A 25,839-nucleotide genomic window follows, 5' to 3' on the forward strand; every position below is an offset into this window, starting at 1 on the left:
TGTGATTCTATTTGTTTTGCAGGGTCACTGGCAACGTGGGGCGACAAAAACTAACCCGCTTCGTTTCACTCTTCCTTCTCATTCATCAGACTATCCTTCATGAGCGATTTAATCATTAGTGTCAGTGGGCTTCGGGGTATTGTGGGCGAGTCGCTGACGCCGGATGTCGCGGTTCGCTTTGTAGGGGCCTATGCCTCGAAATTGCCCGCAGGACCGATCGTGGTCGGTCGCGACGGTCGCAGCAGCGGAATCATGCTGAAGCAAGCGATTATTGCCGCGTTGACCGCCTGTGGTCGCGATTGCATCGATGCCGATGTCGCGGCGACACCGACCGTCGGCGTGTTGGTGCGTCAACGCAACGCTGCGGGAGCTGTACAGATTTCCGCTAGTCACAATCCTCCGCCCTACAACGGTATCAAACTGTTTGGGCCCGACGGACGCGTCTTGGATGCCGTTACCGGCGGATCGATTCGCGACGCCTATCTGGCGGGCGAAGCGGCGTGGTGCTCGTTTGACAAGATTGGATCGGCAACCCCCGAGTCGGATCCGCATGCCGATCACTTGGATATGGTGCTGGCGACCGTCGATGTCGACGCGATCGTCAAGGCAAAACACCGCGTGTTGCTGGACAGCAATCATGGGGCAGGCGGTTTGCTTGGCAAGCGATTGCTCGCCGCACTCGGGTGTGACGCGGTGATCGTGGGCGACACGCCCGACGGCAATTTTGCGCATGTTCCCGAACCGACAGCCGACAATTTGACGGGGATTGCCGAACAAGTTCGCCAGCACGGTTGTAGCGTCGGATTTTGCCAGGACCCTGATGCTGATCGTTTAGCGTTGGTCGATGCCAATGGCCGCTATATTGGCGAAGAATATACTTTGGCACTGTGTGTCAAACTCGCGATGCAACACGAAGCAACTCGAGGTGCGATCGTGATCAACGGTGCGACCAGCGGGATGAGTGAGCGATTGGCAGCCGATGCAGGGGTCGAGGCGTTTCGCAGCAGCGTTGGCGAAGCCAATGTCGCCGATATGATGATCGCGAAACACGCGAAATACGGCGGCGAAGGCAATGGCGGTCCCATCGATCCGCGAGTCGGATATGTTCGCGACAGCTTTGTCGGGATGGCGCAAGTGTTGGATCTGATGACCGCGACCGGTCAAAGCTTGGCGGAACTAGCGGACGGATTGCCAAAGCTGCACATTCACAAATCCAAGGCCGAAGTATCCGCAGACAAGCTGCCGCGACTATTTGAAACGCTGGTCGCGAGCCACCCCGATGCAAGTGCCAGCACCGGTGACGGGCTGCGATTGGCATGGGCCGACAAATGGTTGTTGGTCCGCGGCAGCAACACCGAGCCGATCGTGCGTTTGATTGCCGAAGCGGAATCCGAGACCGAAGCCCGTTCGTTATGCGATAACGCCGCGGCAAAATTGGCCGAGATCGCGTAAGCGAACTCTCCCCGTAGCGAAACTCGTCAACGGCTTGTTGATTTATTGAGCCGCTCGCGCGTCAGCGGCCGAGTCCCACGCACTACCGGGTGCCTTACGGCCCACGGCTCACTCCATCGACTAGCCTTTGCGGGCGATTAGATCGTCGAGTTCTTGCTTTAGCTTGGGCAGGATCTCGTCATAGCCAAAGGCGCCGAGCGCCTCGGTGCCTCGTTTCAAGTTGACTTTCGCTGGTCCGCACCATAATCCGAGATCGGCATCGTCGGTTTCGCCGGGACCGTTCACGCGGCATCCCATCACGGCAATCGTGATCGCATGGTTTTTGGCGTATTCGGTCATCTCTTTGACGCTGGCGGCCAATTCAATGAACGCTTCGTTTTCGACCCGTGAACAACTCGGGCAACTGATGATATTCAGCGACGAATCATCAAACACCACGACGCTGCGTACTCGGCCGCTATAGATGTCTTGCACGATCGAGCGGCCCGCATCGATCTCTTCGGGTTTACGATCGTTGGGCAGTGTTAGCGAGACGCGAACCGTGTCGCCGATTCCCTTGCCAATCAATTGCTCAAAAGCGATCCGTGTTTTGACGATTCCATCGGGCGGCATGCCCGCTTCGGTCACACCGAGATGCAGCGGGACGTCGGGGCGCAATTCGGCAAACCGTTTGTTGACTTCGATCACTTTTCGTGGATCGCTGTCTTTGAGCGAAACGACGTAACGGGTGAAGTCGAGCGAATCGACCAATTCACAATGTTCCCGTGCCGATTCGATCATTGGGGTGATCGAGTCCGCAGGATCGTACTTCTCTTTTTTGGCGGGATCCATGCTGCCGCAATTCACGCCAATGCGGATTGCACAATCGTGCTCTTTCGCTTGATCGATGATAAACCGCACCTTGTCTTGCCAAGGTTTGTCGCGTTGATGGTGGTACAAATGGCCGGGGTTGTAGCGAATCTTGTCGACGTAGGGAGCGACTTTTTCGGCCAAACGAAAGTTCTCTTGCAAATCGACCGCCAAGTTCGCGGTCGTCTGTTTGCGAATTTCCGCCAGCGCCTCGGCATCTTTGTCACTATCCACCGCGATGCGAACCACGCCGGCGCCCTGCTCGCGAAGCGCTTCGGCTTGCGCGACGGTGGCATCGATATTTTGTGTCTTGGTCGCGGTCATGCTTTGGACTGCGATCGGATGGTTATCGCCGACGGTGATCGAGCCGATTTGGACGCCGCGTGTAGGGTTACGTTGAATCGTCATCTTCGTTTTGGTTAGCTGGAATTGGACGCAGGGCTAGCGGATACCATAGCGGATGCCTGCCGTTTTCCCTAGTAGTTGGCCAATATCAAGAGGCGGGGGGGAGGGTCGTAGTACAGTCGTTGCTGTGTAAGTCCGGAAGCGGGCATTACCGCTGTAACAGGGCGGCGCCCAATTGGGCGACGAAGGGGACCATTTCGCGATGTGCCCGCTGCATCGCTTCGGCCGATCGCGTAGGGACGCCGTTTCGCTGCAAATTGTTAATTTCGCTGCTCAATTGCTCCCAGCCGTCCATCAAATGACTCGCTTCCCGTTGTAAGTCACCGAAATCCGCACGTGAATTTAACTGAGCATGCAGTCGTTTTGCATGAATATAGAAATCTTTGGAACCATCGACCAGCGAATTACGGCGGCTTTGAGAGGTGATATAGCGGCTAAAACGCTGCACATCGGCGTCCAAATATTCGGCATGACCCTCCAGCGATGCTGCGGCCTGAACCAAGCTAGCCAAGTCGACGGGGGTGCCGCTCGACGCAGAGACGTTCAATGCTTGTCGCAATTGCTCACAAACGCTGTCGATTTCGACAATCGCGCTGTTGGGGACCGTTCCCATTTGAATGTACGAAGCACGCAGCGAGTTCCAGTCCGCATCGATCTTTTTGAATGTCGTCGCCAAATCACGCATCGACGCATTCCGCGCGGTCGCTGTCTCGAGTTGCCGACATTGGTCGTACAGCCGGCGACTCGATTCCATCACCCGAATTTGCTCGGACGGATTCAGTGCGACCATCGATCGCAGCGTCAGCCGGTCCAAAATATTGCCCACGCTCGATTCCAGACGGACCGAAGCCGCACGCACATCCACCGCACTGGTCGGCGGCGGAATCCAAAGCAGCGCATACGTTTGATTCGCAACATCGCGGATCCGATCCAATCGCCGATTGAGATGTCGATCGTTGATCGCGGCGACGCGGCGACCCAGTGGACTCCATTGACCGACGAACTCGGTGAATCGTGACACTACATCCTCGTAGCTGCCTTCGGCGACCGATTTTGCTTGGCTGAGAAGTTTCTGCTGCAACAATCGGCAATCGTGCGTCAAGGTTTCGGCATCACGGCTGGAGATCGCTGCCAACTGCAAATCATCAATCAGCGTTTCCATGCACGTTGATGCGACAATCATCAAGTCACGAAGTTGCGTGCGATCGAATTGAGGCCCGATATTCAGACGGCGTTCCATCGATGCGATCAATTGGTCGGCACGCCGAATCGAAGCCGAACATTCGCTGTCAAGTTGGTCGAGTGAACGCAGACTGAACGACAATTGTCGCCAACGTGAATCCAATTCGGCATACGGCAACGCAATCGGTTGCAACGAGGCGAGATTGTCACAGCTTTGGATCAGCGTGCGAGCGTCGGCTGCAATCCGATACGCTTGTGGCAACAACGGGCGAATGCTGGGATTGCGCACCGAATGCTCGCGTAGATCGACGACCAAGCGGTCAACCGTGACGTAGAAATCGACCAATTCTTGAGCAAAATCGGCTGCTTCACGACTGCGGACGTTGATCCGAGGGACTTGCGTGGCGGCGGTGGCGCGGTTGGCATCCGCACGACTGGGAAACGGCGAGGGAGCGATTTCAACATTCGTGGGCTGATTCGGATTTCCCGGACGCGGCTGGCTCGGTTGTGTCGGCGGAGGCGGTTGCGTCGGCAACCGATTGCGTTGCTCTCGTTCCAATTGAGCTTCGGCAATCGTGCGAAACAAACTTTCGATCAACTCGCCACGCTGGGCCACTGCAGGACGCGACGTCGTCAAAACGAACACGAAAAGAAAAACGCTGCTTGCCGAGCGGAGCAGGAGCGTGCGATTGCGATGCGACATGAGAAATCCAGTAGACGGTGATCCGAAGAGGTCTCTGGATTGTAGCGCAGACGCCGTGAAAAGCCCAGTCGAATTGGGCGACGGGCATCGCCATTGGATCCCATGCCATTTACTTTGGGTAGCGCTCGCGGCGCGAGCCGTCCGGTTGCAGCGAATAAAACGTTCGAAATTGACCGAGCGAGGGCCAGCGCCGCTCCGCTACAAATGCGACCCGTTTAGTGCCAAAGCCGAAAGTGCCATTTCCACCAGTGCTCACCACTGCCGTAAAAGCGGCAAGTCGTGATCAACCGGCGCGGCGTTGGCTGATCCGTGATGTTGTCTCGGTGCGTCCGAGTTGGCTGATGCTGCGGTCGCTCAGCGGGTAGCGAATCCGGCTGACGGCGTTCTGCATCGCGATCGCGTCACGAAAACGTCGGTTCGGCACCGGATCAATGGCTTTGCGAATCAGGGCGACAAAATCGCTAGACAATCCGCGACGAAGTTTTTGGTATCCCGGCAACGGGGCTTCGAATGGATAGTCCGGCAGTTCGCCGGACAGCATGCGGTACAGCACCAAGCCGAGCGAAAAAACATCGCTGCGAAACCCAGGGTGCCCCATGGCTTGTTCGGGAGCCATATAGCCAAGCGTGCCCGATGCCGAGACATGTTTCCCGTTCCTTTGGATTCGTGCCAAGCCAAAATCGGTCAACCGAATCGTCTGGTTCGCAAACAGAATGAAATTATCGGGCTTAATGTCTCGGTGCAGGACACGTTGTTGATGGGCATGGGCAACCGCATCGATCATTTGCAGTGAATAATCGACCGCGGTGGCGCGAGCCAAGCGGCGACTGAGCCGATCCGCCAACGTTTGTTCTCCCAGCGGAAAGACCATGACGAAATGGCCTTCGACGAACCGAGCGTCCTTCAGTTCCAAGATCCCCGGGTGCCGCAGCTTCGCCATGATTCGCACTTCGCGTTTCAGATCGTCGACCGATTGGGTGTTCGCGACATAGCGAGTGTCGGGGATTTTCAGCGCCACGCGTCGGTCTTCGATCGTGTCATGGGCCGCATAGACGGTGGCGAACCCCCCTTCGCCAAGACGGCTGACAATCCGGTATTTGTCCAACCGGCTGCCGATTCGCAGTGATTTTGGGTTCCCCGTTTCTTCGTCGAAAATTCTCAAGGAAGGTTCCATGGCATCTTTCATCAAAAGCGGGGGGCGTCACCTAGGCTGCAGGCCTGTGTCCGGGCGAAACGAGTCCAGGCCGGCTGCCGAGAATACGCGTAAATCAGTCGAGCCAGCTGCAGTGGCGTGCACAGGAATCCGTAATTTCGCGGCCAGTTTATCAGCGGCGGATTCCGCATCCTCGCGGATCTGTGGTGCACTAAGCCAAATGATCGTCACGATCGAGGCAGCTGTCACAGGAATCCTGTTCCCCAAGAGCCCTACTTTTGCGCAAGTGACCAACGTAGTCCGAATATTCGTCACAGCTTTCCAAGGTTCATGGGCGTTGTACTCACGGCGATGCCGACGCATTACAATGAAATCGCCCCCCGTAGCGGAAACACAATTCACCAACACACATCACTTACGCTCTAACCAGCTCCTTTACACCCTGGAATTATCTAATATGAAACTCAATCGACGCCAAACCTTGATCGCCGGCCTGGCTGCCGGGGTCACCACCGCCATCGCTCCCCGAACCCTGCGTGCCGCCAACGCAAACGATGAAATCAATGTCGGTTTCATCTCTTGTGGCGGTCGCGCCGGTGGGTTGATGAGCCAATTCAGTAAGGTCCCCGGGGTCAACATCGCAGGACTTTGCGATGTCGATTCCAAACGACTCGGGCTCGCCAAAGAACGATTCCCCAAGGCCCAAGGCTGGAGCGATCTTCGTGATCTGATCGCCAGCGATTCGATCGACGCGGTTGTCGTCGCTACCTGTAACCATTGGCACTGCTTGGCCGCAATTTGGGCAATGGAAGCGGGCAAGGACGTGTATGTCGAAAAACCCTTGTCGCACAGCCAATGGGAAGGTCGCCAAACCGTTGCCGCGGCGCGAAAGTACAATCGCATCTGCCAACTCGGCACCCAGCAACGATCCGACCCGATGCAGGCGGAGATCAAAAAATTCTTGCACGAAGAAAAAGCACTGGGCGAAATCACGTCTGCTCGAGTGAACCGCTATGGCATCCGCCCCTCGATTGGCAAACGTGACACGCCGCTGGAAATTGACAAGAACGTCGCTTACGACTTGTGGCTCGGCCCAGCACAAGACGAGCCGATCTATCGCAAAGCCTTGCATTACGATTGGCACTGGGTTTGGAATACCGGATCCGGCGAAATGGGCAACTGGGGCGTCCACGTGTTGGACGATTGTCGCAATAACGTCTTCCAAGACTCGGTCGCGCTGCCCACCCGCGTCTTCGGAGGCGGAGGCCGTGTGGCGCTGAACGATGCTGGCGAAACGCCCAACGTGCATTTTGCCTACTTTGATACCGGATCGATCCCGGTCGTGATCGGATTGTCGAATCTGCCTTCGGCGCCGGGTTCCAAGAGCAGTCCGAAGCACCCCGGCCCTAGCAGCGGTTACATCGCTTATTGCGAGGGCGGTCGTTACGAAGGTCAACGTGGTCGCGGAGCCGCCTACGATGATAAAGGCAAAATGATCAAAGAATTCAAAGGCAATTCGGGTGACGTCTTGCACCAAGCCAACTTCATCGATGCGGTCCGAACGCGTGACCGTGCCTCGCTGAACGCGGAAGTCGAACTCGGTAACGACAGCACCGGTTGGTGTAACCTTGCCAACATCGCTTTCCGCTCGGGTGAAAACTTCACCAATGCTGCGGCCTCGCAGTTGGATTCACCTCTGTGGAAATCGTTGCTCAATGAGATGGATACGCACTTGTCCGCGCACGGCATCCCGATGGAAAGTGACGAAATCAAGCTCAGCCCGATCTTGGAATTGGATCCGGAAACCGAGCAGTTCGTCGGCGAGCATGCCGAAGCGGGCAACGCGTTGCTGAAACGCCAATACCGAACCGGTTACGAAGTGCCGGAATTGGCGTAACGCTGCGGCATGGGTTGGCTTCGATTTTGCTGCGATGGTCTACGTTTAGGGCCATCGCGGCGGCCGGATCGGCAGTCGCCCCAATCGAAAGATCCCGCGGTTTACATTACAATTTCCAGTGACCCTTCTTTCTCATAGCACGCACACGAATCGACGCGGCACGAATGGCATTGGCACGATGGAATTGGCGTAGCGGACGTCCTGAAGATGACGCGGTCTACGAAAAACAAATTCAAGAGATTCGTGACAAGACACCCGTGCCCGCAATTTGGCTGTTTGGAAAAACGGGGAGCGGAAAAAGTTCGGTCGTGCGTTTTTTGACTGGGGCCGAAGACGCGACGATCGGCGAAGGCTATCGGCCCGAGACCAAGACTTCGCGGCGGTTCGATTTCCCCGATTCGCTCGAACCGCTGCTGTCGTTTCTTGATACACGCGGACTTGCCGAAGCCAACTACGACCCGAGCGACGATATCGCGGCGTCCGCCGATTCGACCCAGCTGATGATTGTCACGGTCCGCATCGCGGACCATGCGCTGCATCGTGTGATCGAACCGCTACGCCGGATTCGCAAAGCGTCACCGCATCGGCCGATCATGTTGGTATTGACCTGTTTGCACGAAGTGACCGGAGGGCTCGATTTGTCCGATGGCCCCGATCCTTTTGCGCACGCAGACGTTGCGGACTCGAAAACCCCGCCGGTCCCTGATCCGTTGCCAGCATTGATTCAGGAAAAAGTCAGTCAGTTCGCGGGATTGCATGATGCCGTGATCCCCGTCGATCTGACGCAGCTGGAGGACGGATTTGCGGATCCTAATTTTGGCGGCGACCGGTTGAAACATGCGATCTTGGACCAATTGCCGCTGGCGTATCGCCAAGCAATCCTGACACTCAACGACACGGAAACCGAAAACGCCTCGTCGCGACAAACCCGTGCTCGTTGGCAGGTGTTGGCGTCCAGCGCATTGGCCGGCACGGCGGGGGCTGTGCCCGTGCCTTGGGTCGATATCCCGATCGTGCTTGGCATCCAAACCCATTTGGCAATGAAGCTTGCCAAAATCTACGACCAAGAGATTACACCGGCACGATGGGCCGTGCTCAGCAGTGCCGCAGGCACCCGTGTCGCAGTGCGATTGGGGATGCGAGGCATTTTGAAATTTATCCCTTGGGTCGGGATCGCCGCCGGCGCAGCGACCTCGTTCGCGTTTACTTATGCGTTGGGCATGTCGTGGGATTGGTACTTTGCCGATTTGCGGCAAGGCCATGTGCCCAGTTCGGATCAGTTGAAAGAGATCTTCGCGGAAGAACTGAAACGGGGCCATGAACTGTGGAGAGCCAAATGAACTGGATTCGCGGCATCAGTTTCCGGTTTGTCGTGCTGTTCATTCTTTGGACGTTGCCGGTGGCATGTTATCTTGCCGTCGGATCGCTTGCGATTTATCAGACCGGTTGGTTTTACAAAATCGTGTGGCTGCTGCCGGGAATGTGGGGGGCCGCGTGGTTGATTGGAAAGGTGTGGAAGCCGCCCAAAGTGCACCGTTCCTTCTCCGGCAAACCCTTGTCGGCTCCCGACTTTTGGACGCCGCAAGATAGTTCGGCGATCCGAATTGTCGAAGACTATCGGCGAGAAGTGCAAGACATCGACGCACAATCGATCATGGATTTCAACCGCTACATTCGCGACGCCCAAATCTTGGCCGAGCGTTTGGCCAAACACTATCACAACCGAACCAGCGACGAGCTTTTTCATCCGCTGACGTTGGTGGAAATTTTGGCTGTGATTCATTTGGCGGCCGAGGATCTCGAACAATGGGTGCTCGCGTCGATCCCCGGCAGCGATCTGGCGACGATCGGTCAAATCAAGCGGCTACCCAAAGTGGTCAACGCGTTAGATGTCGTGCAAAAGGTGGTTTATGTGGGTTCGGCGGTGCTGAATCCCGCCAAAATGTTGGCGTATCCGCTGTGGCGAAAATCGGCCAATGTTACCGTCGAATTGCAAAACGAATTGATTCGCGGTTTCTATCAGCGGTTTCTTCGCCAACTTGGCTACTACCTGATCGAAATGTATAGCGGTCGCTTGCGGAGTGGATCGCGACTGTATCGCTCGGAGTTCTCCGAGATGGCAGATATCGCTCATGAGTTTGATCGGGGCGAAACCTCGATCGATGACCTCGATGATCTGTCGACCACGATTGCGGTGATGGGGCAAGTCAACGCGGGGAAGTCAAGTCTACTGAACGCACTGCTGCATAACCAAGTCGCAACCACCAATGTGTTGCCGGAAACACGCAGCGTGACGCGGCACCAATACAGTGTGCCGGGGTCGGCAAGCGAGGTGACGCTACTCGATACACCGGGGTATGACGAAGCTGACGTCAGTCGCTTCCAATTAGCTGAAATCCAGAAAGCGGCGAAGACTGCGGACATCATCATGTTGGTAATGGCCGCCAATTCGTCGGCGCGGGATGCCGATCGACAAATGCTCGATGAAGTCGCAGCGGTTTATGATCAAGCTCGCAGATTGAAGCCTCCGGCCGTGATCGTCGTGCTGACGCATATCGATTTGTTGCGACCGGTTCGCGAATGGGATCCCCCGTATAATTGGCGGCAGCCGCATACGCTAAAAGAAGAGTCGATGGCGGCGGCGGTGCAGTATGCCCGAGAGCTGTTTGGTGACAAAATCTCGGGGTATGCGTGCGTCTACACCGGAACCGAACACCCGATTGACTCGGGAACGCTTGACGATGTCGTTTCGGAAATGGTGGCCCATTTGGACCACGGACACGGCGCGGCAATCTTGAAAGCGTTTTATCGCAAATTGAGCGAAGACCGATTTAAAACTCTGAAAAACCAAGTCTTCCAGCTGCTCAAATCGGTCCGCTAGTGCTTTGTTCAGACTTTCGTCAACGTTCACCGAACGATCCCACACTGACGCGTGAGTTGCACTAACCGCGAATGATGGCTGGATGATACACGCGTTTTTCGCCTCGATTGCGTCACGAGTTTCAAGCGTGCCCTAAAACGTCTCGGCCAAGACTCGGTCAGAACTGGTACTGCTGGATGAACCGTTCGTCGATCCATCGTTTCAGCTGCCAACACCAACTCGCATGAAAGCTGTAGCCTTTGTACTGCAGCAGTGCTCGGCCATCGCCGGTGTTTAAGATTTTTAAAAACTCTTTTTGCGGTGTGAAACAGCTAAGTGTTGTTGCATTAATGGTTGCATGCAGATTCTTCCATAACACCGGAGCCTGGCGGACCGCGAACACACCCGCTTTGGGCGCAGGGTCGCTAAGGATCGTTCCACTGTCCCCCACCGCGAAGATGGGGCCGTCGGCGGTGGTACGAAGTGTTTGCTCGGTCGCCAGGAAACCTCGATCGTCGGTCGGCAGGTTCAGTTTTCCCAGTAGCGGTGGCGCAGCGGCGCCGGTCGCCCACAGCACCACATCGGCCGGTTGGCGGTTGCCGTGCGGATCGACCACTTCGTCCTGATTCACCTCGACAACCCGAAAATCAGTGGTCACGCCGATCGATCGCCGAGCCAACAAGTCTCGTAACCGTTGAACGCTATGGGGGCTCAATCCGTCCGCAATCTCGTCGCCACTTGTCACAATCTCAATCGAAACGGGCTGCTTTGGAAACAGATGTTTTAAGCGGGTGTGAACGCAAAAGGCAATTTCCACTCCCGCAACACCGCCGCCGACCACCACAATTTTCGGAGGCCGGTTGGCTGTGTCTTGGCACTGAACGACGCGTTGGCTGAATCGCTCAATAAACGTTTGCATCGGTTTGATCGGAACGATACTGGGCGATTCGTGCTGGTCCCAGCCAGCGGGCATCGAACCGATCCCGATCGAGAGTGCGTCGAACGTCAACGGTGCGTGATTTGCAAAACGCAGCGTCTGAGTTTCGACATCGAGCCCGATGCATTCGTCCAAGATCAATTCCGCCCCTGCCTTCTCTGCAAGCGGCCCAAGCGGAATCTGCATCTCGTCGATCGAAAACTGATTCGCCAACGTCCCAGGTAACATCCCCGAATAGGTGGTAAACGGAAACTTCGAGATGCAAACCAAGCGGCAGTTCGGGATCGGCGAATCGATCCAGCGACGAACTACTTCCGCGTTCGTGTGCCCGATTCCGAGCAGGGCGATGCAGTGAGGATTCAAAATTGGACTATTCCATCAGACGCGAGAGGGTTGTGAACGGTCAAAAACTTCATACGTAATCAAATGCATCGGCGACATTCATTCAGGCCGCATCACATGCCCAGGCCGTTTTGTTATTAGGGCTAGTGATGTCTTCCCAACTTGTCTGGGCGAACACCTAGCCGGCAACACTCCTGCGGGGCAAAGCACAGGTGAACCGCGAAGCCCCCACCGACTCGGACTCCTTTTGCTCGGCCAACAATTGGCGAAACTGAGGTAGAATCTTCTCCGCAGCGATCTCTCCCATCTCGGCCAATTGGGGAGCGCGAGTGAAATCGGCAAAATCAAACGCGGATGTATCGACTGCGATCATCAGATCAACGGCTTTGGTACGCAATGCGGTGATCTCGTGATCTTGAACTTCGTTAACTCGCATCAGTGTTTCTAAACGCCCGGGGCGACGCATCTCCTCGGTCGGCGTGGACGGGGTACTGCCAGCGAATTGAGGTGACAATTTTGCTGCCACATCGACTCCGACAACAAGATCCGCACCGCGATCCAATAGCAAGTCGGCCGGCACATTGTTAAAGATGCCTCCATCGACCAACGCCATTCCGTCACGCAGAATTGGACGAGCAATTTTGGGTAGGTTGATACTTTCGAGCACCGCATCCACGGCGTCGCCACGATCGCGGATGACTTGGCGGCCGCTCACCAAGTCAACTGCAACCGTGCTCAGTGGAATCTGTAACTGATCTAGCTGGACCTCCCCAAAGTGGTTGCGAAGCATCGGTTCCCAGCCGCCGGTCCAAAATTTGGTCGCCATAAACCACTGGTTCCCTCGCGGCAGGTGCCGAAAAAACCAACCTGGCGTCAGGTCTTCTTTGAATGTTCGAATTGTCCGTTCGATCTCCCAGCCGAACGCGTAGGGAAGTGCCACCAAAGCGCCGGCGCTGGTACCCGAGATCAGATCGAAGTAGATGCCCTCGCGTTCGAGCGCCCGCAGTACTCCCAGGTGCGCAAGGCCCCGCGCCGCACCACCGCCCAATGCCAGACCAATTCGCGTGCCATGAACGTGACGGACGAGTCGTGATAGACTCTGCCGGTGATGCCGCGAGGCCACTTGAGGCTTACTGTCTAAGCTGATTTTGAAGTCAGGCTGAGCCAACGGGCTGGCGATCTCTGGGACGCTTGGCGGCTGCTTCGCGTCCTGCGTCAACCACATCCAATAGATCCGCGACGCCAGCACGGGTTGAGCTTGCAGCAACGTGTGCAGTCGATAGGTCGCTTGGCCCAGGTCGTCCGGAGTGACCAACCACCATACCTGTTCACATTGCGGCAGGATCGCAGCGAAGGTTTCCACCGACAGTGCCGGAGAAAGATTTACCAGCGTGGCATCCTCGCGACGTTGGTGGTCGAGCACATACTTGCGAACCCACTCGGACTTTTCACTGCCGCTTAAGTCCGCGGGAATGCGGCAGCTTTGGAAAGACGATGAATCGGATGTGGCCACTCGAGTGGCTTCTTCGCTGATCACACAAACTTGATCCCCTTCGGCCGCCAGTGCTCTGGCAACCAACGCTGCGAAAAACATCGTCCCCGAGTGTTGGTTGACCAAGCCGATCACGCGAGGTCGACTGCGTCGTTGTTGTCCGTGCGTTTCTCGGCGAAGCCGAAAACCGAGCGTGCGACAGGCGTTGGCGGCTAAACCGGGGACCGACAAGATCAACTTCTGAAAAGCATCTTGTTTTAGTTCGAGTAATTCGCAATCCATCACCGCCGTCATCATCACCGCTCGGCGACCGCCGGTCAGCATCGAGATTTCACCAAAATGTTCGCCGACATCGAGATGATCGATAAAACGAGCGGTCCCTGCAGGCGATGCTGTTTCAATTTTTACGCGACCTTTAACCACAATAAACATGCTGTCGCCAGGATCATCTTCGGAAAACACGACATCGCCGCTGCGAAACGCGATCAACTGGCACGCGTCGATCACCTGCTGAGCATGGACGTCATTGAGTCCACAGCAAAGTTGGCTTGATTGCAATATCTCTTTTAGCATGATGTCGTCTCTCCCGCCGACCACGCGTCGGCGTATGATCAAATTATCGCCGGTTGTCAATCACTTCATTGTGTTCGAAATCACTGACGTTAGGGAAAAGTCAGAAAAAAGATTTTGAAGAATCCGGCGAAGTATGGTTCTCACGCAAACTATATCTAGAAATTAAGCCTCAGCGTGATGAGATGACTGTACGCACAAGGCACCTCTCCTGAGCTGTAGCTTGACAGCGGTCGGACCGTCCCTTTTTGGCCTCGTCCGGGTGAGGCCCGGCCCCGCATCAAGGCTTACAGTGTGTCTCCACTTGCTCGGACGCTCTCACTCGTGAAACATTGAAGACAGATTAAGTCGTTAGCCGCTTTGACCAACGCTTTAAATCATTTTCTCTTTTCGAGTTTGTGCATTTGTTAGCGTAGCGGAAGTCGTCAAGACTTTCGTCCCCTTGTCCCCTGTCCCCACGTCCCATGTCCCCACGTCCCATGTCCCCACGTCCCATGTCCCCACGTCCCATGTCTCCCGTAACTCACACGCGGGTTCCGCTATGCAAGCAGGTCTCCTCGCCGGCGCTACACGATCATCGAATTAGCTGAGCCGACCCTACGGACTCGAGCCCAAGCGGCTCTGGGGAGGAAGGTTGTGACTATGAGGTTTTCACGGCTTGATGTAAGCGTAGCTGAGAGATTCGCCAGAGCACTTGTGGCGGCCTTGCCGTGGCACTCTATGATAGCGGGGGCGGGCGGTTTACCGCTGATACGTCGTGCTCGGAAAAGATCTCTCTTGGCAGGTCAATCTTGTCGGTAGATAATTCCATTCATCAGTGGCAAGCGACGGGTGAAGGGAATCTCGCCCGCGTCTTGCCGCATCGTGTTTGGATTGTCGCTGCAAACGAGAACGCAATCGTATGTGGCAATCCAAACGATTCGGATGTAATCATTCGACCACAGGTGTGTTATCTCTCTTTAATCTTTCAGGGATGGATGTGAGCGAGAGCAAGGGAATTGACGCACAATTATCGAAGGAGCTTGATTCGATGAAGACAACACCGCCCTGCGATCTTTGGGGTATGAAGACCTCGACATTCGAAATCGATGTTTTGCCCAATTCGCAAGCAAAGAAGGAGCTGGTCGATTGGATCGACTGCCAGCTGCAAGCATTGTTAGATTCGCAGTCAAAATTTGCGAGTCCTCAGTCATTGCACGATGCAATGGATCCGCAGCAGTTGGGGCGGTAGACGGAGCGCTGGAAACGACACCACGGCCGCTCATCACGATGTCGCCAAGGATGAGGTGTCGGCAAATGCGAAATCCCCCACGAACGGATTCGTGGGGTTTTGCTTTTTTTTTGCGACGACCTTTTTGCGACCACTTTTTTGGGGGCGACGATCGCCTGCTTATTCCCAGCCGACCGGTTGGGTCCACGCCTGTTGCTTCTGATCTTTGAACGATGGATCCACGGGCGGTTTACTGCTGGTGACGACGGCTCGCACATAAAGCTCGTCACCCGTCAATTTGTACTCGGGCGTCGCCGATTCGCTGGTCGCCACCACCGCTCCTATGCGATGTTCATCCACGCCGTCTCCCTTTTTGAGCGTGGCAATGAACTTGGTCTCGTAACTCGTATCGGGCTCGGTCTCTATCGCGAGCGACAATGTCTGACTTTCCTTGTTGAATTGCACATCGGATAATGTCACGCCGCTGGACGCATAGAAGTCGCCACGTTTCATCGCCCGAATCAAATGCTCGGGAGTCAAGTACTTGCTGCGGACCATCACCCAGCCGCGTCCTGGTCGCGAACCCGCCTTGCCGTGATATTCGTGTGAATCATCGGTGCCGATTCCCATCAACGGCGGAATGTCCAACGAGGTTTGACGAATCGCGTTGGCGATATCCCACATCCGTTCGATGCTGGGATGATCATCGTCGCCGAGATGATTCACACCGGGGTGTCCATTGTAGACCTCGAAAAAACGCTCCGATACGACTGCGGCCAAGTCCTCGGCGGTGATCGCGTAATGAAAATTAGGATGGTTTACGTGAGGCAGAACCTCGCGGCCATGTTTCTTCTCATGCTCGAGGATCGCACGCAAGTTATTTTCGATCGCTTGACGCACGGTTTCGCCACCGACCGGTTTGATGACTTCGGCCAAATTGGTGGCGTTAATGTGAACCGGTTTGCCCTCGGCTTTATCGCTGATTTCTTCGGCAGGAATCAAAATGAATTTGCCCGTTTCCTCGACGAGATAGCGAAACTCGTCCATCGGCTTCAGTCGGACTTCGTGATCTTTTTGGCCCGCTTCGCCTCGGGTTTCCACCCATGCGTCTCCGAAACGATCTCGGTAACGATCCAGTATGCCCTCGTCTGCTCGCTTGTGGATCGCGGACACCGCCATCCAGCGCATGCCTTCGCTCAGCACGTTATGGTCAGTCAACGCGAGAAAATTGTAGTCGCGTTGGCGATACCAATCCGCGATCATCTCGGGGAATTGGTCACCATCGCTCCACAGCGAATGCGTATGCAGGTTGCCCTTCCACCATCGAGCCGCGGGATCCGTGTTAGAGGACTCTTGTGCCGCTACATGCAGTGGCAAGGCAAGAAAAAACAAACTCGCTAGGATCCAGTGTTTCGACATAATACTTTGTTTTCGCATGTTACTTTGGTTCGGGCCAATTCAGGTGTTTGTGTAGAAATGCAAAAGTTCCAAGCCCACGAATGGTATGGGGACCATTGAAAAATTCGATCGTGGTGGAATCGCCGAGTCCGAGTTCGTCGTAATGACGCCGCACTTTAGCATATTCCGCTGCCACCCATTCATCCGGCGCGACACCATCTCGATGTCCTCGCTCGACCATGAATGGGCGGGGAGTCATCATACAAGCAAGCTCGGCATAGCTGGCAACGTTTCCCATGTTCCACTCCCAAATTTCATATTCGCCGGTGAAGACATAGCTAGCCCGATAGAGGTTGCTGGTCGTTTTTCCGATCCACTCATTAAAGTCGGCGGAACAAATCGACAATGCATATTGTGGGACAAAAGGGGGCACCCGCACTGCGGTTTTTCCTCCGTACGAGATGCCATAAAACGCGATCCGATCGGGATCGACATGGGGCAGCGTACAAATCCACTCGAGCGTTCGTTCGTGTTGAGGGATGATGTAACTAAACAGCGATCGCTTCAGCGGATTGGATTTTCGCTGGATTTCACGAAACGCATCGCCGCCACGATAAGGATTTTGTGGTGCATAGACAATAAAACCGCGGAGCGCAAGTTCGGCCGCAAAGCCGCGTTCTAAGAATCGATCCTTGCGTTGATCCAACGTGCTAAGGGCGGTGCCTTCGAGTCCGTGTTGGCAAACAACAACCGGGCGTCGCTCGCCGGGCTGCAAATCGGTCGGCAACAATAGGATACCGCCAGCGATCACGTCCTCGAAAACATCCAGCACCACTTCGTATCCCTTAAACTTCTCTTCATCAATCATTAACCGAGAACGGGGGTTGATCGGTAGCTTTGCGTGCGGAAGTCGTCCAATCACCTCGTCGTAAAATTCGTCACGGTACGCTTGGGTTGTTTCAATCCAAGATTCGACGGTGCTGCGATTCGCTTTTCCCCAGTGCTGATCACGAATCCGCGGGCTGTCGCGGACGAGTCGTTGATTCCGCTCGACCAGTTCATCGATCTGACGTGACTGCCGAGCCGACGCATCCACCAGCGGTAAATGGGGCACCAGTTTTTCGGGCGCTTTTAGTGTTGCGGGCAACTTCAGTCCGGTTAAAAACGAGGTTACCGCGGGAATACTGCCTGCGGGGCCTGTTCCTTTGTCGCTTGCCACGAATTCGATTTTCTCGGGGCAGCCCAGCGTTTGGTAATGCGACCTCGCGCGAGAGAATTCGTCGCGTACGGTGGCGAGCGGCGGGGTACGAATGCGTCCGGGGGCCGCTCCGCCTCTTCGGCCTGGCGTGACCGCAGCCGGTCCATCGACTTCGGGAACGCCGCATGCTTCGATCGTCAGACGTCGTGGTGCAATCAGCGAGGCGATGTCAGCATCGGCAAACTCGGTCAGCAAGCTCCACACGTTACGGTAGATCGGTTCACGCCAAATCTGTTCGCGGTTGTCAAAATAGCCGCATACCATAGCGGATTCGATTCGCGTATCGATCGCGGAGGCATAAAATGCTAACAAGCCGCCTTCGCCGACACCTGCGACGCCGATCGGTCGGTGCTGCTGCTGGGATTCGCGTCGGGCGACAAAGTGATCGACTGCGGCAAGGATTTTTTGCACTTCGTAACCGATCACATGGCGTCCGATTTCGAACGAGGTGCGGTAGACAAATTCGCGATGAGGTTGGTTTGTGAACGCGACCGCTGGATTCCCTGAAAATTCGTGATCGCGATTGATCAAAGTGGGAACCAACACCTCGCATCCTTGTTGGACCCATTGCAGCACAAAGGGGTTGGCATCGGAATCAGCCGTCAATCCCACCAAGGCTTCCGGGCTCCAGTCGGCATCGGGGATCGCAATCACGCTGGCGGTGAGTTCTTGCCCTTTAGGGGACAGCAGTAATCCTTCGCCGGTGACGCCGTCCATCACGGGCCAGCGGACATGGCGGACGATGCACTCAGTAGAGCTTGCCAAAATCGGAGCGGGTGATTGAAAGTCGTCTTGCGAGATGATCATCTGAAGCGTCGGCTGATCGACACGGGGATCGACCGCGCCAATGATTTTGGCGAATCGCTCTCGGTTTGCTTGAACGCTTTGTAAATAGCGGTCTTCGGATGCATAATCGCGATGCCAATTTCGCTGGCGTCCGTCGCTGGATCGGCTCAATTCACGCTCGGCAAAGCGATTGATCCCACGCACCATCCACTCGTCAAGTGGTTCCTCGAGTAACAGCGGCTGCGTGTCCGGCAGCGTTTGTAGCTCTGCCGTCGCCCTAGTGGTATTGTGGTCCTCGGCGGACGCGATGGTGAATCCAATCAACCAAACGGCACAAAGCATAGCGAGGCGGTTTTTGGGAACAATCAAAACGCGAGTGGACATTCGCATCTATAGACTTGTCGGTGGGAAGGCGAGCGAGGGTTTGAAGTCTTGACAGTCATTCTACATCATTCAAAAGTAGCCGTGTGTAGAATGAAATTTTGTTGATTTTTTGCGTTTCATTGTCCTCACTGTTCGCTTCCCCGCGACTTGCGGCCAATACCATCTGCTACATTGGCAGTCATGCCGGATTTAATTGTGCCGCGTATTTTGGACGTATACAATCAATCCCCCCCTGCCCAGCAACAAACCTGCCCGGCGACAATCCTGCTCGCTCTATACACTTGATCCCACCTCGCGAAAGTGTGAATGAATGAACTGTTTTAAATTCTTGCGATCTCCATTTTGTAACCTGTCGATCGCACTGATTCTGGGGTTAACCGTAGCGGCCCACTGCATTCCGCAGTCGTATGGCAATGACTCGGTTCAACCCAATCGCGAAGCGAAGAAGAGGCTTTCCGTAGCCACGTTTGACATTGATGCCACGCCGCCAGTCGGATTCATGATGGCGTATGATCGAGTCAAAGAACATGGTGAACTCGGGTTGCGGTGCCGCGGGGTCGTGATCATGGGGGCCGGGGAACCGATTGTGTTGTGTGCGGTCGATTGGATCGGGATCGGTAACCAAAGCCAGGATGTGTTTCGCGAGCGGATCGCCAAAGCTGCGGGAACTACACCGTCACGTGTTGCCGTTCACACGCTGCATCAACATGATGCACCCCGTTGTGATTTTGGTGCCGAATCGCTGCTGAACCAGGTCGGAGTCTCGGATTTGGGGGCTCACGATGGAACGTTTGCACGCCGGGTGATTGACCGTTTGGTAACAGCCATCGATGCGTCGCTGAAAACGGCCCAGCCCGTAACGCACGCTGGTTATGGAACCGCCGAAGTCAAAGAGGTTGCCTCGAATCGTCGACTGCAAGACGAGACCGGGAAAGTCGTAGCGACTCGCTATACCGCAACTCGCGATGCCAAGTTACGCGCTCAGCCGGTGGGGACGATTGACCCAGTGCTCAGTTCACTGTCGTTTTGGAATGGTGACAAAGCCGTGGCCGTGCTGAGTTACTACGCCTGCCATCCGCAAAGTTACTATCGCACGGGAATCCCGAGCCCTGATTTTCCCGGGATCGCTAGATTTTTTCGCAGCCAAGACGCTCCAGGACCATTGTACGTTCACTTTAACGGTGCGGGCGGTAACATCGGTGCTGGTAAGTACAACGACGGTTCGAAGCCGAACCGTTTGATCTTGGCAAAACGTGTCGCCAACGCCATGCAGCAATCCTTGCAGTCGACCGAAAAGTTTGCGATCGGCCCGGACGATGTGAATTGGACAAGCGTGGGAGCGGCGCTTCCGCCCGCGAAACACCTTGATCGGCAAACCTTGGCCGACGGGGTGTCAAAATGGGACGGTGTCAGTTATTGGGGAGCGCCCGACGAATTGGCGTGGCTGCTGCGGTGTGAAAATGGTCACAAGATCGATCTTGGTTGTCTATCGGTCGGCGATGTTCGCGTGTTGCATATGCCCGGGGAATTGTTTGTTGAATATCAGTTGGCGGCTAAGGCGTTGCGGCCTGATTTGAAGGTTGCGATGGCGGCTTACGGCGATTACGGTCCCGGCTATATCGGTACCGCCGACGCTTATAGTCAAGGCGGCTACGAGACAAGCCAAGCGGCGTCCAATGTGGCTCCGGAAGTCGAAACGGTTCTGATGGACGGCATCAAGTCGTTGTTGCAAGTCAAGGAGGTGGCACAGTGAACGTTCAAAAATCACAATTGATCCGAAAACGGGTAGCGAAAGTCGTCGAAACTTTCGATGCGGCGCGATCGGAGCCGAAATCCTTGCCGAATTTCGTTACGACAGAATCAACCATGATTGCTCATCCTCGGTTTTCAGACCGCTTGGGGTTGACGGCGATGTTCTATTTGGCCCCTTTGGTGATGTTCGGATTCGTGACTGGCGATCTCGCTGCCAAGGAGCCTGCTCGGGCTGATGCGGCTGCTTCCGCGATTGCGGCCGACTATTCCGACGAATTACCGCGGATCGCTCCGACCGAGCCTGATGCTGCGTTGTCTACATTCACGGTGGCGGACGGATTCCAAATGCAGCAGGTGGCTGCGGAACCGCTGCTCGGTAGCCCCGTGGCAATCGAGTGGGACGAACATGGCGCAATGTATGTCTGTGAGATGCGAGGCTACAGCGAAAATCGCGACGATGGCATTTCGACGATCGCCAAACTGACCGATTCCAACGGCGACGGGGTCTACGACAAGCGGGTCGAATTCGCCAACGGGTTGTTTTGGCCGACGGCGTTGTTTCCCTATGACGGCGGATTGTTTGTCGGGGATGCACCAGACCTGCTGTATTTGAAAGATACCAACGGCGACGGTGCAGCTGATGTCAAACAGCGAGTGTTGACGGGGTTCGGTACCTCGAATGTGCAAGGGTTGATGAACTCTTTTCGCTGGGGACTCGATAATCGGATTCATATCGCCTGCAGCAGTGTCGGAGGCGAGATTCGCCACGCCCATGCTGCCCCCGACGTTGCAGGGATCAGCATCCGAGGACGTGACTTGGCGTTTAATCCCCGCACGTACGAATTCGAACCGACCAGCGGTGCGGCGCAGCACGGGATGTGCTTTGACGATTGGGGACGCAAATTTGTTTCCTCCAACAGTGATCACATTCAACAAGTGATGTACGAAGACGCCGACATCGCCCGAAATCCGTTTGTCGTCCCGCCACCGTCGCGAATTTCGATTGCCGCCGATGGACCGCAAGCGGAAGTGTTTCGCACTAGCCCGGTGGAGCCTTGGCGTATCGTGCGAACGCGATTGCGAGTGTCTGGTGCCGTCAAGGGAGTCGTCGAAGGTGGCGGCCGAGCGGCTGGCTACTTCACCGGCGCCACCGGCGTGACAATCTATCGCGGCGACGCTTGGCCCGCCAAGTGGAAGGGGCACGCGATCATTGGTGACGTTGGCAGTAACCTGATTCATCGCAAACGACTCGATCGCAATGGGTTAGAGTACATCGCAAACCGAATTGATCAGCAAAGCGAATTCGTGACCTCGAGTGACATCTGGTTTCGCCCGGCCCAATTTGCCAACGCTCCCGATGGGACGTTGCACGTGATCGATGTTTATCGCGAAGTAATCGAGCATCCGTTGTCGTTGCCCGAGCAGATCAAAAAACACCTCGATTTGACCTCGGGGCGCGATCGCGGACGAATTTACCGAATTATCCCCGCGGGATACACGCACCGTCCATTCCAGAATCTTGCTGAATTATCAACGACTGAGCTCGTTGAAACGCTGGCTCATGCGAATGCTTGGCATCGTGAGACCGCGGCAAGGTTGCTGTACCAGCGACAAGACCCCGCCGCGGTGGCTCCGCTGCAGGCGTTGGCCAAGGACAGTTCATCACCGCTAGGGCGGATGCATGCAATGTACGCTCTCGATGGACTCGCAGCGTTGGATCAGGCGACACTCATCAGCGGCCTTCATGACAAGCATCCGCAAGTGCGTCGGCACGCGTTGCGTTTGTGCGATTGCATCGAACTCACTCCACCGGTCCAGCAACGACTCGTTCAAATGACCGACGATGAATCGATGGAAGTTCGCTATCAGTTGGCATTTGCTCTGGCAAACACCGCAGGGGACGTCCGTGTCAACAGCTTGGCTCGTATCCTGAGTCGTGATCCCGATGACCGCTGGATACGTGCCGCAGTCCAAACTTCGATCGGCGACGATGCCGAAAAACTGCTGGTTCGACTGAGGGAAAAGGATTCGTTCAGCGGCAAGGTGGCAGATGCGTTTAAGAAGCAGTTAGGTGATCAGATTGCGGCGCGAGCCCGTAACGCCCTCTCGAAAGGCGACGATCGTTCGCGACAACGTGTCACGACGATCTCGGCGGTGCGATCCCCCGAGGCGATCGCGCGGCGGCAAGAGGTTGTAGCAAAGTATCGCGACGCACTCTCGATGCAAAGTGACATCGATCGTGGACGTGAACACTTTAAAAAGCACTGCAGCACGTGTCACCGAGTGGAAAATGTGGGGCACGAAATTGGCCCGAACTTAGCAACCATCAAGGCGCGTGGTGAAGAGACGGTGTTGACCGCAGTGCTCGATCCGAATCGAGAGGTGAATCCGCAGTACATCAACTATGTGGTTTCGACATTGGATGGTGAAATCGTTTCGGGGATGATTATCGACGAAGGAGCAACAAGTTTGACGTTGCGACGCGGCGACAATGTGACCGCCACGGTACTGCGGATCGATGTCGACGAACTAAAGAACACCGGTTTGTCGATCATGCCCGAAGGATTCGAAGACGCGATGGACAAGCAAGCGGTTGCCGACTTGATCGCCTATCTGATGCAAGCTTCGTAAACGGGGCCGAGGCGTACTCGATGTTCCGATGCGCGGTCACCCTCGCCTCGGGCTCCGCTCGAGTGAGGTGCTATGGGTTGCTGTTGTCTGTGCTAAACGGAGGAGACTGCTGATCGCGTTAGCCGTTTTAGCCAGCGCGGTGAAGTATTTTTATATAAGTTTGTGCATTTCTTAGCGTAGCGGAAGTCGTCAACGGCTTGTTGATTTATTGAGCCGCGACGCGTCAGCGGCCGGGTCCCACACGATACCCGGTGCCTTACGGCCCACGGCTCATCCTTGCGATTTCCATTTGGATTAAATCAACAAGTCGTCAAGACTTTCGTTCCACGGCGAGTGCGCCCCGAAACTCTTGACGAGTTCCGCTACGAAAGTGGATGCTGTGACGTTCTTTATATTCCCGGCCAGCTTCGCTGCGTGTCAGCTTGCGGCCTTGAACTCCGTGCATTCGCTCTGTTCGCGAGCGAGTCGGAATTCGATTGGCGTTTGCGACTTGAGGTGCAAGTCTTGCTGCGGATAGGCAATCACGATCCCGTGTTCTCGAAACAAACGGTCGATTGCCAATCGCACTTGCGTTTCGATTGTCCTCATCTGCGCCATGTTGCGAGCGGTGACCCAAAAGAAGACTTGAAATGCCAGTGAGCTGTCGCCGAAATCGTTAAACGAGACGCTTGGTTTGGGTTGCGGATGAACACCGGGATTTTCGGTAGCCGCTTGTTCAAGCAATTGCATGACCTTCTCGAGTGGCGAACCGTAGGCGATGCCCACTTTGATCGACGATCGCAAGCGATCATCGGTTCGCGTCAGGTTGATCACGTTGTTTTCTAGGAACTTGCTATTGGGGACGATGATGTCAAGGTTGTCGCCGGTGCGAATCAGCGTGCTTCGTGCTCCAATCCGTGTCACATTGCCGTAAGTCGAATCGATCAAGATCAAGTCACCTGATTTAATCGGACGTTCGGCAAGCAGGATTAGCCCACTGATGAAATTGTTAAGGATGTTTTGACTTCCGAAACCAACACCGATCGCGATCGCACCTCCAAGAAACGTGAACATGGTGAGTGGAACATTTGCGTAGCGGAGTGCCGCCAGTGCAAAGGTGATCAACATCACATAGAACGACAGTGATTCAATCGCTCCGGCGGCCGCTTGCTCGACTCCGAACGTGGGCAACCGTTGTCCCATCAATCGGCTAAGCCAACGAGCGGCAAAGTAGCCAAAGAAGACGAACATCAAGATGCTTGCGACTTTGCCCACGGTGAGTGATGTGTCGTCGAAGCTGGTTAATTCAAAATTCCACACCCGTCGCAGTGATCCCCAGGCGTCTTCGATCCATTGAGCGAATGTGCGTGACGGTTCTCCTTCGATTTCGGATTGCAATCGAGTCAATGCACGCGAGGCGCTGTCGATTCCCCACAAACTACGGTTGTATTGTTCAATTTGTTTTGACCACGACTCGTTTTGCCGATCCAGCCAACGTGTTCGCTCGGGATCCTGGGACGTCGACTCGTCGGCTTTCGACGCGACGGCGTCCAACGAAGATCTCGCCGCAGCAAGCTTCAGTTCTCGCGTTCGTCGCTCACGCGATAATTGTTCCAGCTGTGACAGTGTTTCGGTGAGCCACTGCCGCCGCTCTTCTCGGGTGGATTGTCCTGTCGCAACGCGATAGCGTCGGTCCCAGGATGCACGCATCATGGGGAGTCGTTGCAGGCGTTGATTGACTACACCTTGTTCGACCTGGATGGTTTGCTTGGCAAGGCTCAGTGCCTCGACACGCTCGGTCGCACTTGGATTGGGGCCGACCAGGGCGTCGAATTCCTGGCGTGCCGCTAACCAGCGACGCTCGGCATATTGGAGGTCAAGTTTGAGTGAATCGGAGGCCGCATTCAATTCCATCTCGCGGACGTCAAGCTCCGCCGTTTTTTCATCAAGCGTCAGCTTTGCAAACGTGACTTGCTTGGACACGATTTCGCGTTTGCGTTCATTGATTTTCAGCTCAAGCGAGTGGATCGAGCGATGGTTCTCTTCGATTGATAGTTCCAATCGCCGCAAGACCAAGGTCTCTTCGGCAAATCGAATTTCTCGCTCGATCGCTTTGATCGATTCGGCAACCGCAGCATTGTGCGTCTCTTTGATCTGACGCAGTGTCCGTTTGTTGGCTTCCACTTCTAAACGTGATCGTTCAACCGCATCGCGGGCGGCTAGCTGCGACTCATCAAGTGATTCTCGTTGCGGTCTGCTTGCTGCGATTGCATCGTTCAGTTTGTCTAGCACGAGGATCGAATAGGGAGGGCCGTCATCAATCGTGCCGCTAGCCAATCTAGTAAGCTGGTTTTTTAGATCGGCTTCCTTCGCTCGCAGGTCTTGCAGCGCGGTCAACGCATTTTTCTGCTGAGCAACAATGACATCGATCAACCTGGCGGAATCGGGATCGGGCTCGATCGCCGCTTTATTGGGGCTCGATTCGCTCGGGGTTGCTGCCGCAGTGTCGCTGGCCAATTTGATGGGCTCGGCAGCCAACGAGGTGGCGACCTGGAATGCCAGCAAGAAAAGAAAGGGCGTCCGTGATCCACGTCTCATG

At 55.5% G+C, this 25,839-nt stretch carries 15 protein-coding genes; 7 read left to right on the forward strand and 8 right to left on the reverse strand.

Annotation, left to right across the window (positions count from 1 at the left end):
* The first annotated feature begins 99 nt into the window (after positions 1-99).
* Positions 100-1,452, forward strand: a complete 1,353-nt coding sequence (glmM, locus tag ABD971_RS16530; RefSeq protein ID WP_345323834.1) for a phosphoglucosamine mutase — start codon at positions 100-102, stop codon at positions 1,450-1,452.
* A 120-nt stretch (positions 1,453-1,572) separates the two neighbouring features.
* On the opposite strand, the gene ispG is transcribed toward glmM, so the two are convergent.
* From ispG to ABD971_RS16545, 3 genes are all read right to left on the reverse strand, one after another.
* The gene (gene ispG / locus ABD971_RS16535) at positions 1,573-2,709 is read right to left on the reverse strand and encodes a (E)-4-hydroxy-3-methylbut-2-enyl-diphosphate synthase (protein ID WP_339945954.1); all 1,137 of its coding nucleotides are present in this window, start codon (positions 2,707-2,709) and stop codon (positions 1,573-1,575) included.
* Between the two features lie 145 nt (positions 2,710-2,854).
* Complete coding sequence (locus tag ABD971_RS16540; RefSeq protein WP_345323836.1) at positions 2,855-4,591, reverse strand: hypothetical protein; 1,737 nt, start codon at positions 4,589-4,591, stop codon at positions 2,855-2,857.
* Positions 4,592-4,874: 283 nt separating this feature from the next.
* Positions 4,875-5,765: a serine/threonine-protein kinase gene (locus ABD971_RS16545; protein ID WP_339945957.1), complete on the reverse strand. Its 891-nt coding sequence runs from the start codon at positions 5,763-5,765 to the stop codon at positions 4,875-4,877.
* Between the two features lie 436 nt (positions 5,766-6,201).
* On the opposite strand from ABD971_RS16545, the gene ABD971_RS16550 reads away from it, so the two are divergent.
* From ABD971_RS16550 to ABD971_RS16560, 3 genes are all read left to right on the forward strand, one after another.
* Complete coding sequence (locus tag ABD971_RS16550) at positions 6,202-7,641, forward strand: Gfo/Idh/MocA family oxidoreductase (protein WP_345323838.1); 1,440 nt, start codon at positions 6,202-6,204, stop codon at positions 7,639-7,641.
* A 164-nt stretch (positions 7,642-7,805) separates the two neighbouring features.
* Complete coding sequence (locus ABD971_RS16555) at positions 7,806-8,981, forward strand: YcjF family protein (RefSeq protein ID WP_345323840.1); 1,176 nt, start codon at positions 7,806-7,808, stop codon at positions 8,979-8,981.
* Positions 8,978-10,522 carry a GTPase family protein gene (locus tag ABD971_RS16560; RefSeq protein WP_345323843.1) on the forward strand — a complete coding sequence of 515 codons (1,545 nt, stop codon included), beginning with the start codon at positions 8,978-8,980 and terminating at the stop codon, positions 10,520-10,522. Before ABD971_RS16555 ends, ABD971_RS16560 begins: the two co-directional genes overlap by 4 nt.
* A 157-nt stretch (positions 10,523-10,679) precedes the next feature.
* Here ABD971_RS16560 and ABD971_RS16565 read toward each other — a convergent pair whose 3' ends face one another.
* Together ABD971_RS16565 and ABD971_RS16570 are read right to left on the reverse strand one after the other, a co-directional pair.
* Positions 10,680-11,801, reverse strand: a complete 1,122-nt coding sequence (locus ABD971_RS16565; protein ID WP_345323845.1) for an FAD-dependent oxidoreductase — start codon at positions 11,799-11,801, stop codon at positions 10,680-10,682.
* 157 nt (positions 11,802-11,958) lie between these two features.
* Positions 11,959-13,845 carry a patatin-like phospholipase family protein gene (locus tag ABD971_RS16570; RefSeq protein WP_345323847.1) on the reverse strand — a complete coding sequence of 629 codons (1,887 nt, stop codon included), beginning with the start codon at positions 13,843-13,845 and terminating at the stop codon, positions 11,959-11,961.
* A gap of 1,027 nt (positions 13,846-14,872) precedes the next feature.
* Here ABD971_RS16570 and ABD971_RS16575 point away from each other — a divergent pair.
* Positions 14,873-15,073: a hypothetical protein gene (locus ABD971_RS16575; protein ID WP_339945965.1), complete on the forward strand. Its 201-nt coding sequence runs from the start codon at positions 14,873-14,875 to the stop codon at positions 15,071-15,073.
* Between the two features lie 159 nt (positions 15,074-15,232).
* Here ABD971_RS16575 and ABD971_RS16580 read toward each other — a convergent pair whose 3' ends face one another.
* Entirely contained in the window at positions 15,233-16,471 is a 1,239-nt protein-coding gene (locus ABD971_RS16580; protein WP_345323850.1) for a CehA/McbA family metallohydrolase domain-containing protein, read from the reverse strand.
* A 19-nt stretch (positions 16,472-16,490) separates the two neighbouring features.
* The gene (locus tag ABD971_RS16585; protein WP_345323852.1) at positions 16,491-18,878 is read right to left on the reverse strand and encodes an alpha/beta hydrolase family protein; all 2,388 of its coding nucleotides are present in this window, start codon (positions 18,876-18,878) and stop codon (positions 16,491-16,493) included.
* Between the two features lie 310 nt (positions 18,879-19,188).
* Between ABD971_RS16585 and ABD971_RS16590 the strand changes: the two genes are divergently transcribed.
* Positions 19,189-20,631 carry a hypothetical protein gene (locus ABD971_RS16590; RefSeq protein WP_345323854.1) on the forward strand — a complete coding sequence of 481 codons (1,443 nt, stop codon included), beginning with the start codon at positions 19,189-19,191 and terminating at the stop codon, positions 20,629-20,631.
* Between the two features lie 113 nt (positions 20,632-20,744).
* The gene (locus ABD971_RS16595) at positions 20,745-23,261 is read left to right on the forward strand and encodes a PVC-type heme-binding CxxCH protein (RefSeq protein WP_345323856.1); all 2,517 of its coding nucleotides are present in this window, start codon (positions 20,745-20,747) and stop codon (positions 23,259-23,261) included.
* A 417-nt stretch (positions 23,262-23,678) separates the two neighbouring features.
* Here ABD971_RS16595 and ABD971_RS16600 read toward each other — a convergent pair whose 3' ends face one another.
* Positions 23,679-25,838 (reverse strand): mechanosensitive ion channel domain-containing protein, encoded by a 2,160-nt coding sequence (locus tag ABD971_RS16600; protein WP_345323858.1) that lies wholly within the window; start codon positions 25,836-25,838, stop codon positions 23,679-23,681.
* Position 25,839 lies beyond the last annotated feature (1 nt).

This window comes from Novipirellula rosea, from assembly GCF_039541335.1.
Classification (GTDB): Bacteria; Planctomycetota; Planctomycetia; order Pirellulales; family Pirellulaceae; genus Novipirellula; species Novipirellula rosea.

Bases quoted from the DNA above. Each gene is read 5' to 3' on its own strand.
- ABD971_RS16555 (WP_345323840.1), top strand. From the start codon at position 7,806: ATGGCATTGGCACGATGGAATTGGCGTAGCGGACGTCCTGAAGATGAC.
- ABD971_RS16575 (WP_339945965.1), top strand. From the start codon at position 14,873: ATGAAGACAACACCGCCCTGCGATCTTTGGGGTATGAAGACCTCGACA.
- ABD971_RS16590 (WP_345323854.1), top strand. From the start codon at position 19,189: ATGAACTGTTTTAAATTCTTGCGATCTCCATTTTGTAACCTGTCGATC.
- ABD971_RS16570 (WP_345323847.1), bottom strand. From the start codon at position 13,845: ATGCTAAAAGAGATATTGCAATCAAGCCAACTTTGCTGTGGACTCAAT.
- ABD971_RS16580 (WP_345323850.1), bottom strand. From the start codon at position 16,471: ATGTCGAAACACTGGATCCTAGCGAGTTTGTTTTTTCTTGCCTTGCCA.
- ABD971_RS16550 (WP_345323838.1), top strand. From the start codon at position 6,202: ATGAAACTCAATCGACGCCAAACCTTGATCGCCGGCCTGGCTGCCGGG.
- ispG (WP_339945954.1), bottom strand. From the start codon at position 2,709: ATGACGATTCAACGTAACCCTACACGCGGCGTCCAAATCGGCTCGATC.
- ABD971_RS16545 (WP_339945957.1), bottom strand. From the start codon at position 5,765: ATGGAACCTTCCTTGAGAATTTTCGACGAAGAAACGGGGAACCCAAAA.
- ABD971_RS16560 (WP_345323843.1), top strand. From the start codon at position 8,978: ATGAACTGGATTCGCGGCATCAGTTTCCGGTTTGTCGTGCTGTTCATT.
- glmM (WP_345323834.1), top strand. From the start codon at position 100: ATGAGCGATTTAATCATTAGTGTCAGTGGGCTTCGGGGTATTGTGGGC.
- ABD971_RS16540 (WP_345323836.1), bottom strand. From the start codon at position 4,591: ATGTCGCATCGCAATCGCACGCTCCTGCTCCGCTCGGCAAGCAGCGTT.
- ABD971_RS16585 (WP_345323852.1), bottom strand. From the start codon at position 18,878: ATGTCCACTCGCGTTTTGATTGTTCCCAAAAACCGCCTCGCTATGCTT.
- ABD971_RS16600 (WP_345323858.1), bottom strand. From the start codon at position 25,838: ATGAGACGTGGATCACGGACGCCCTTTCTTTTCTTGCTGGCATTCCAG.
- ABD971_RS16595 (WP_345323856.1), top strand. From the start codon at position 20,745: ATGATTGCTCATCCTCGGTTTTCAGACCGCTTGGGGTTGACGGCGATG.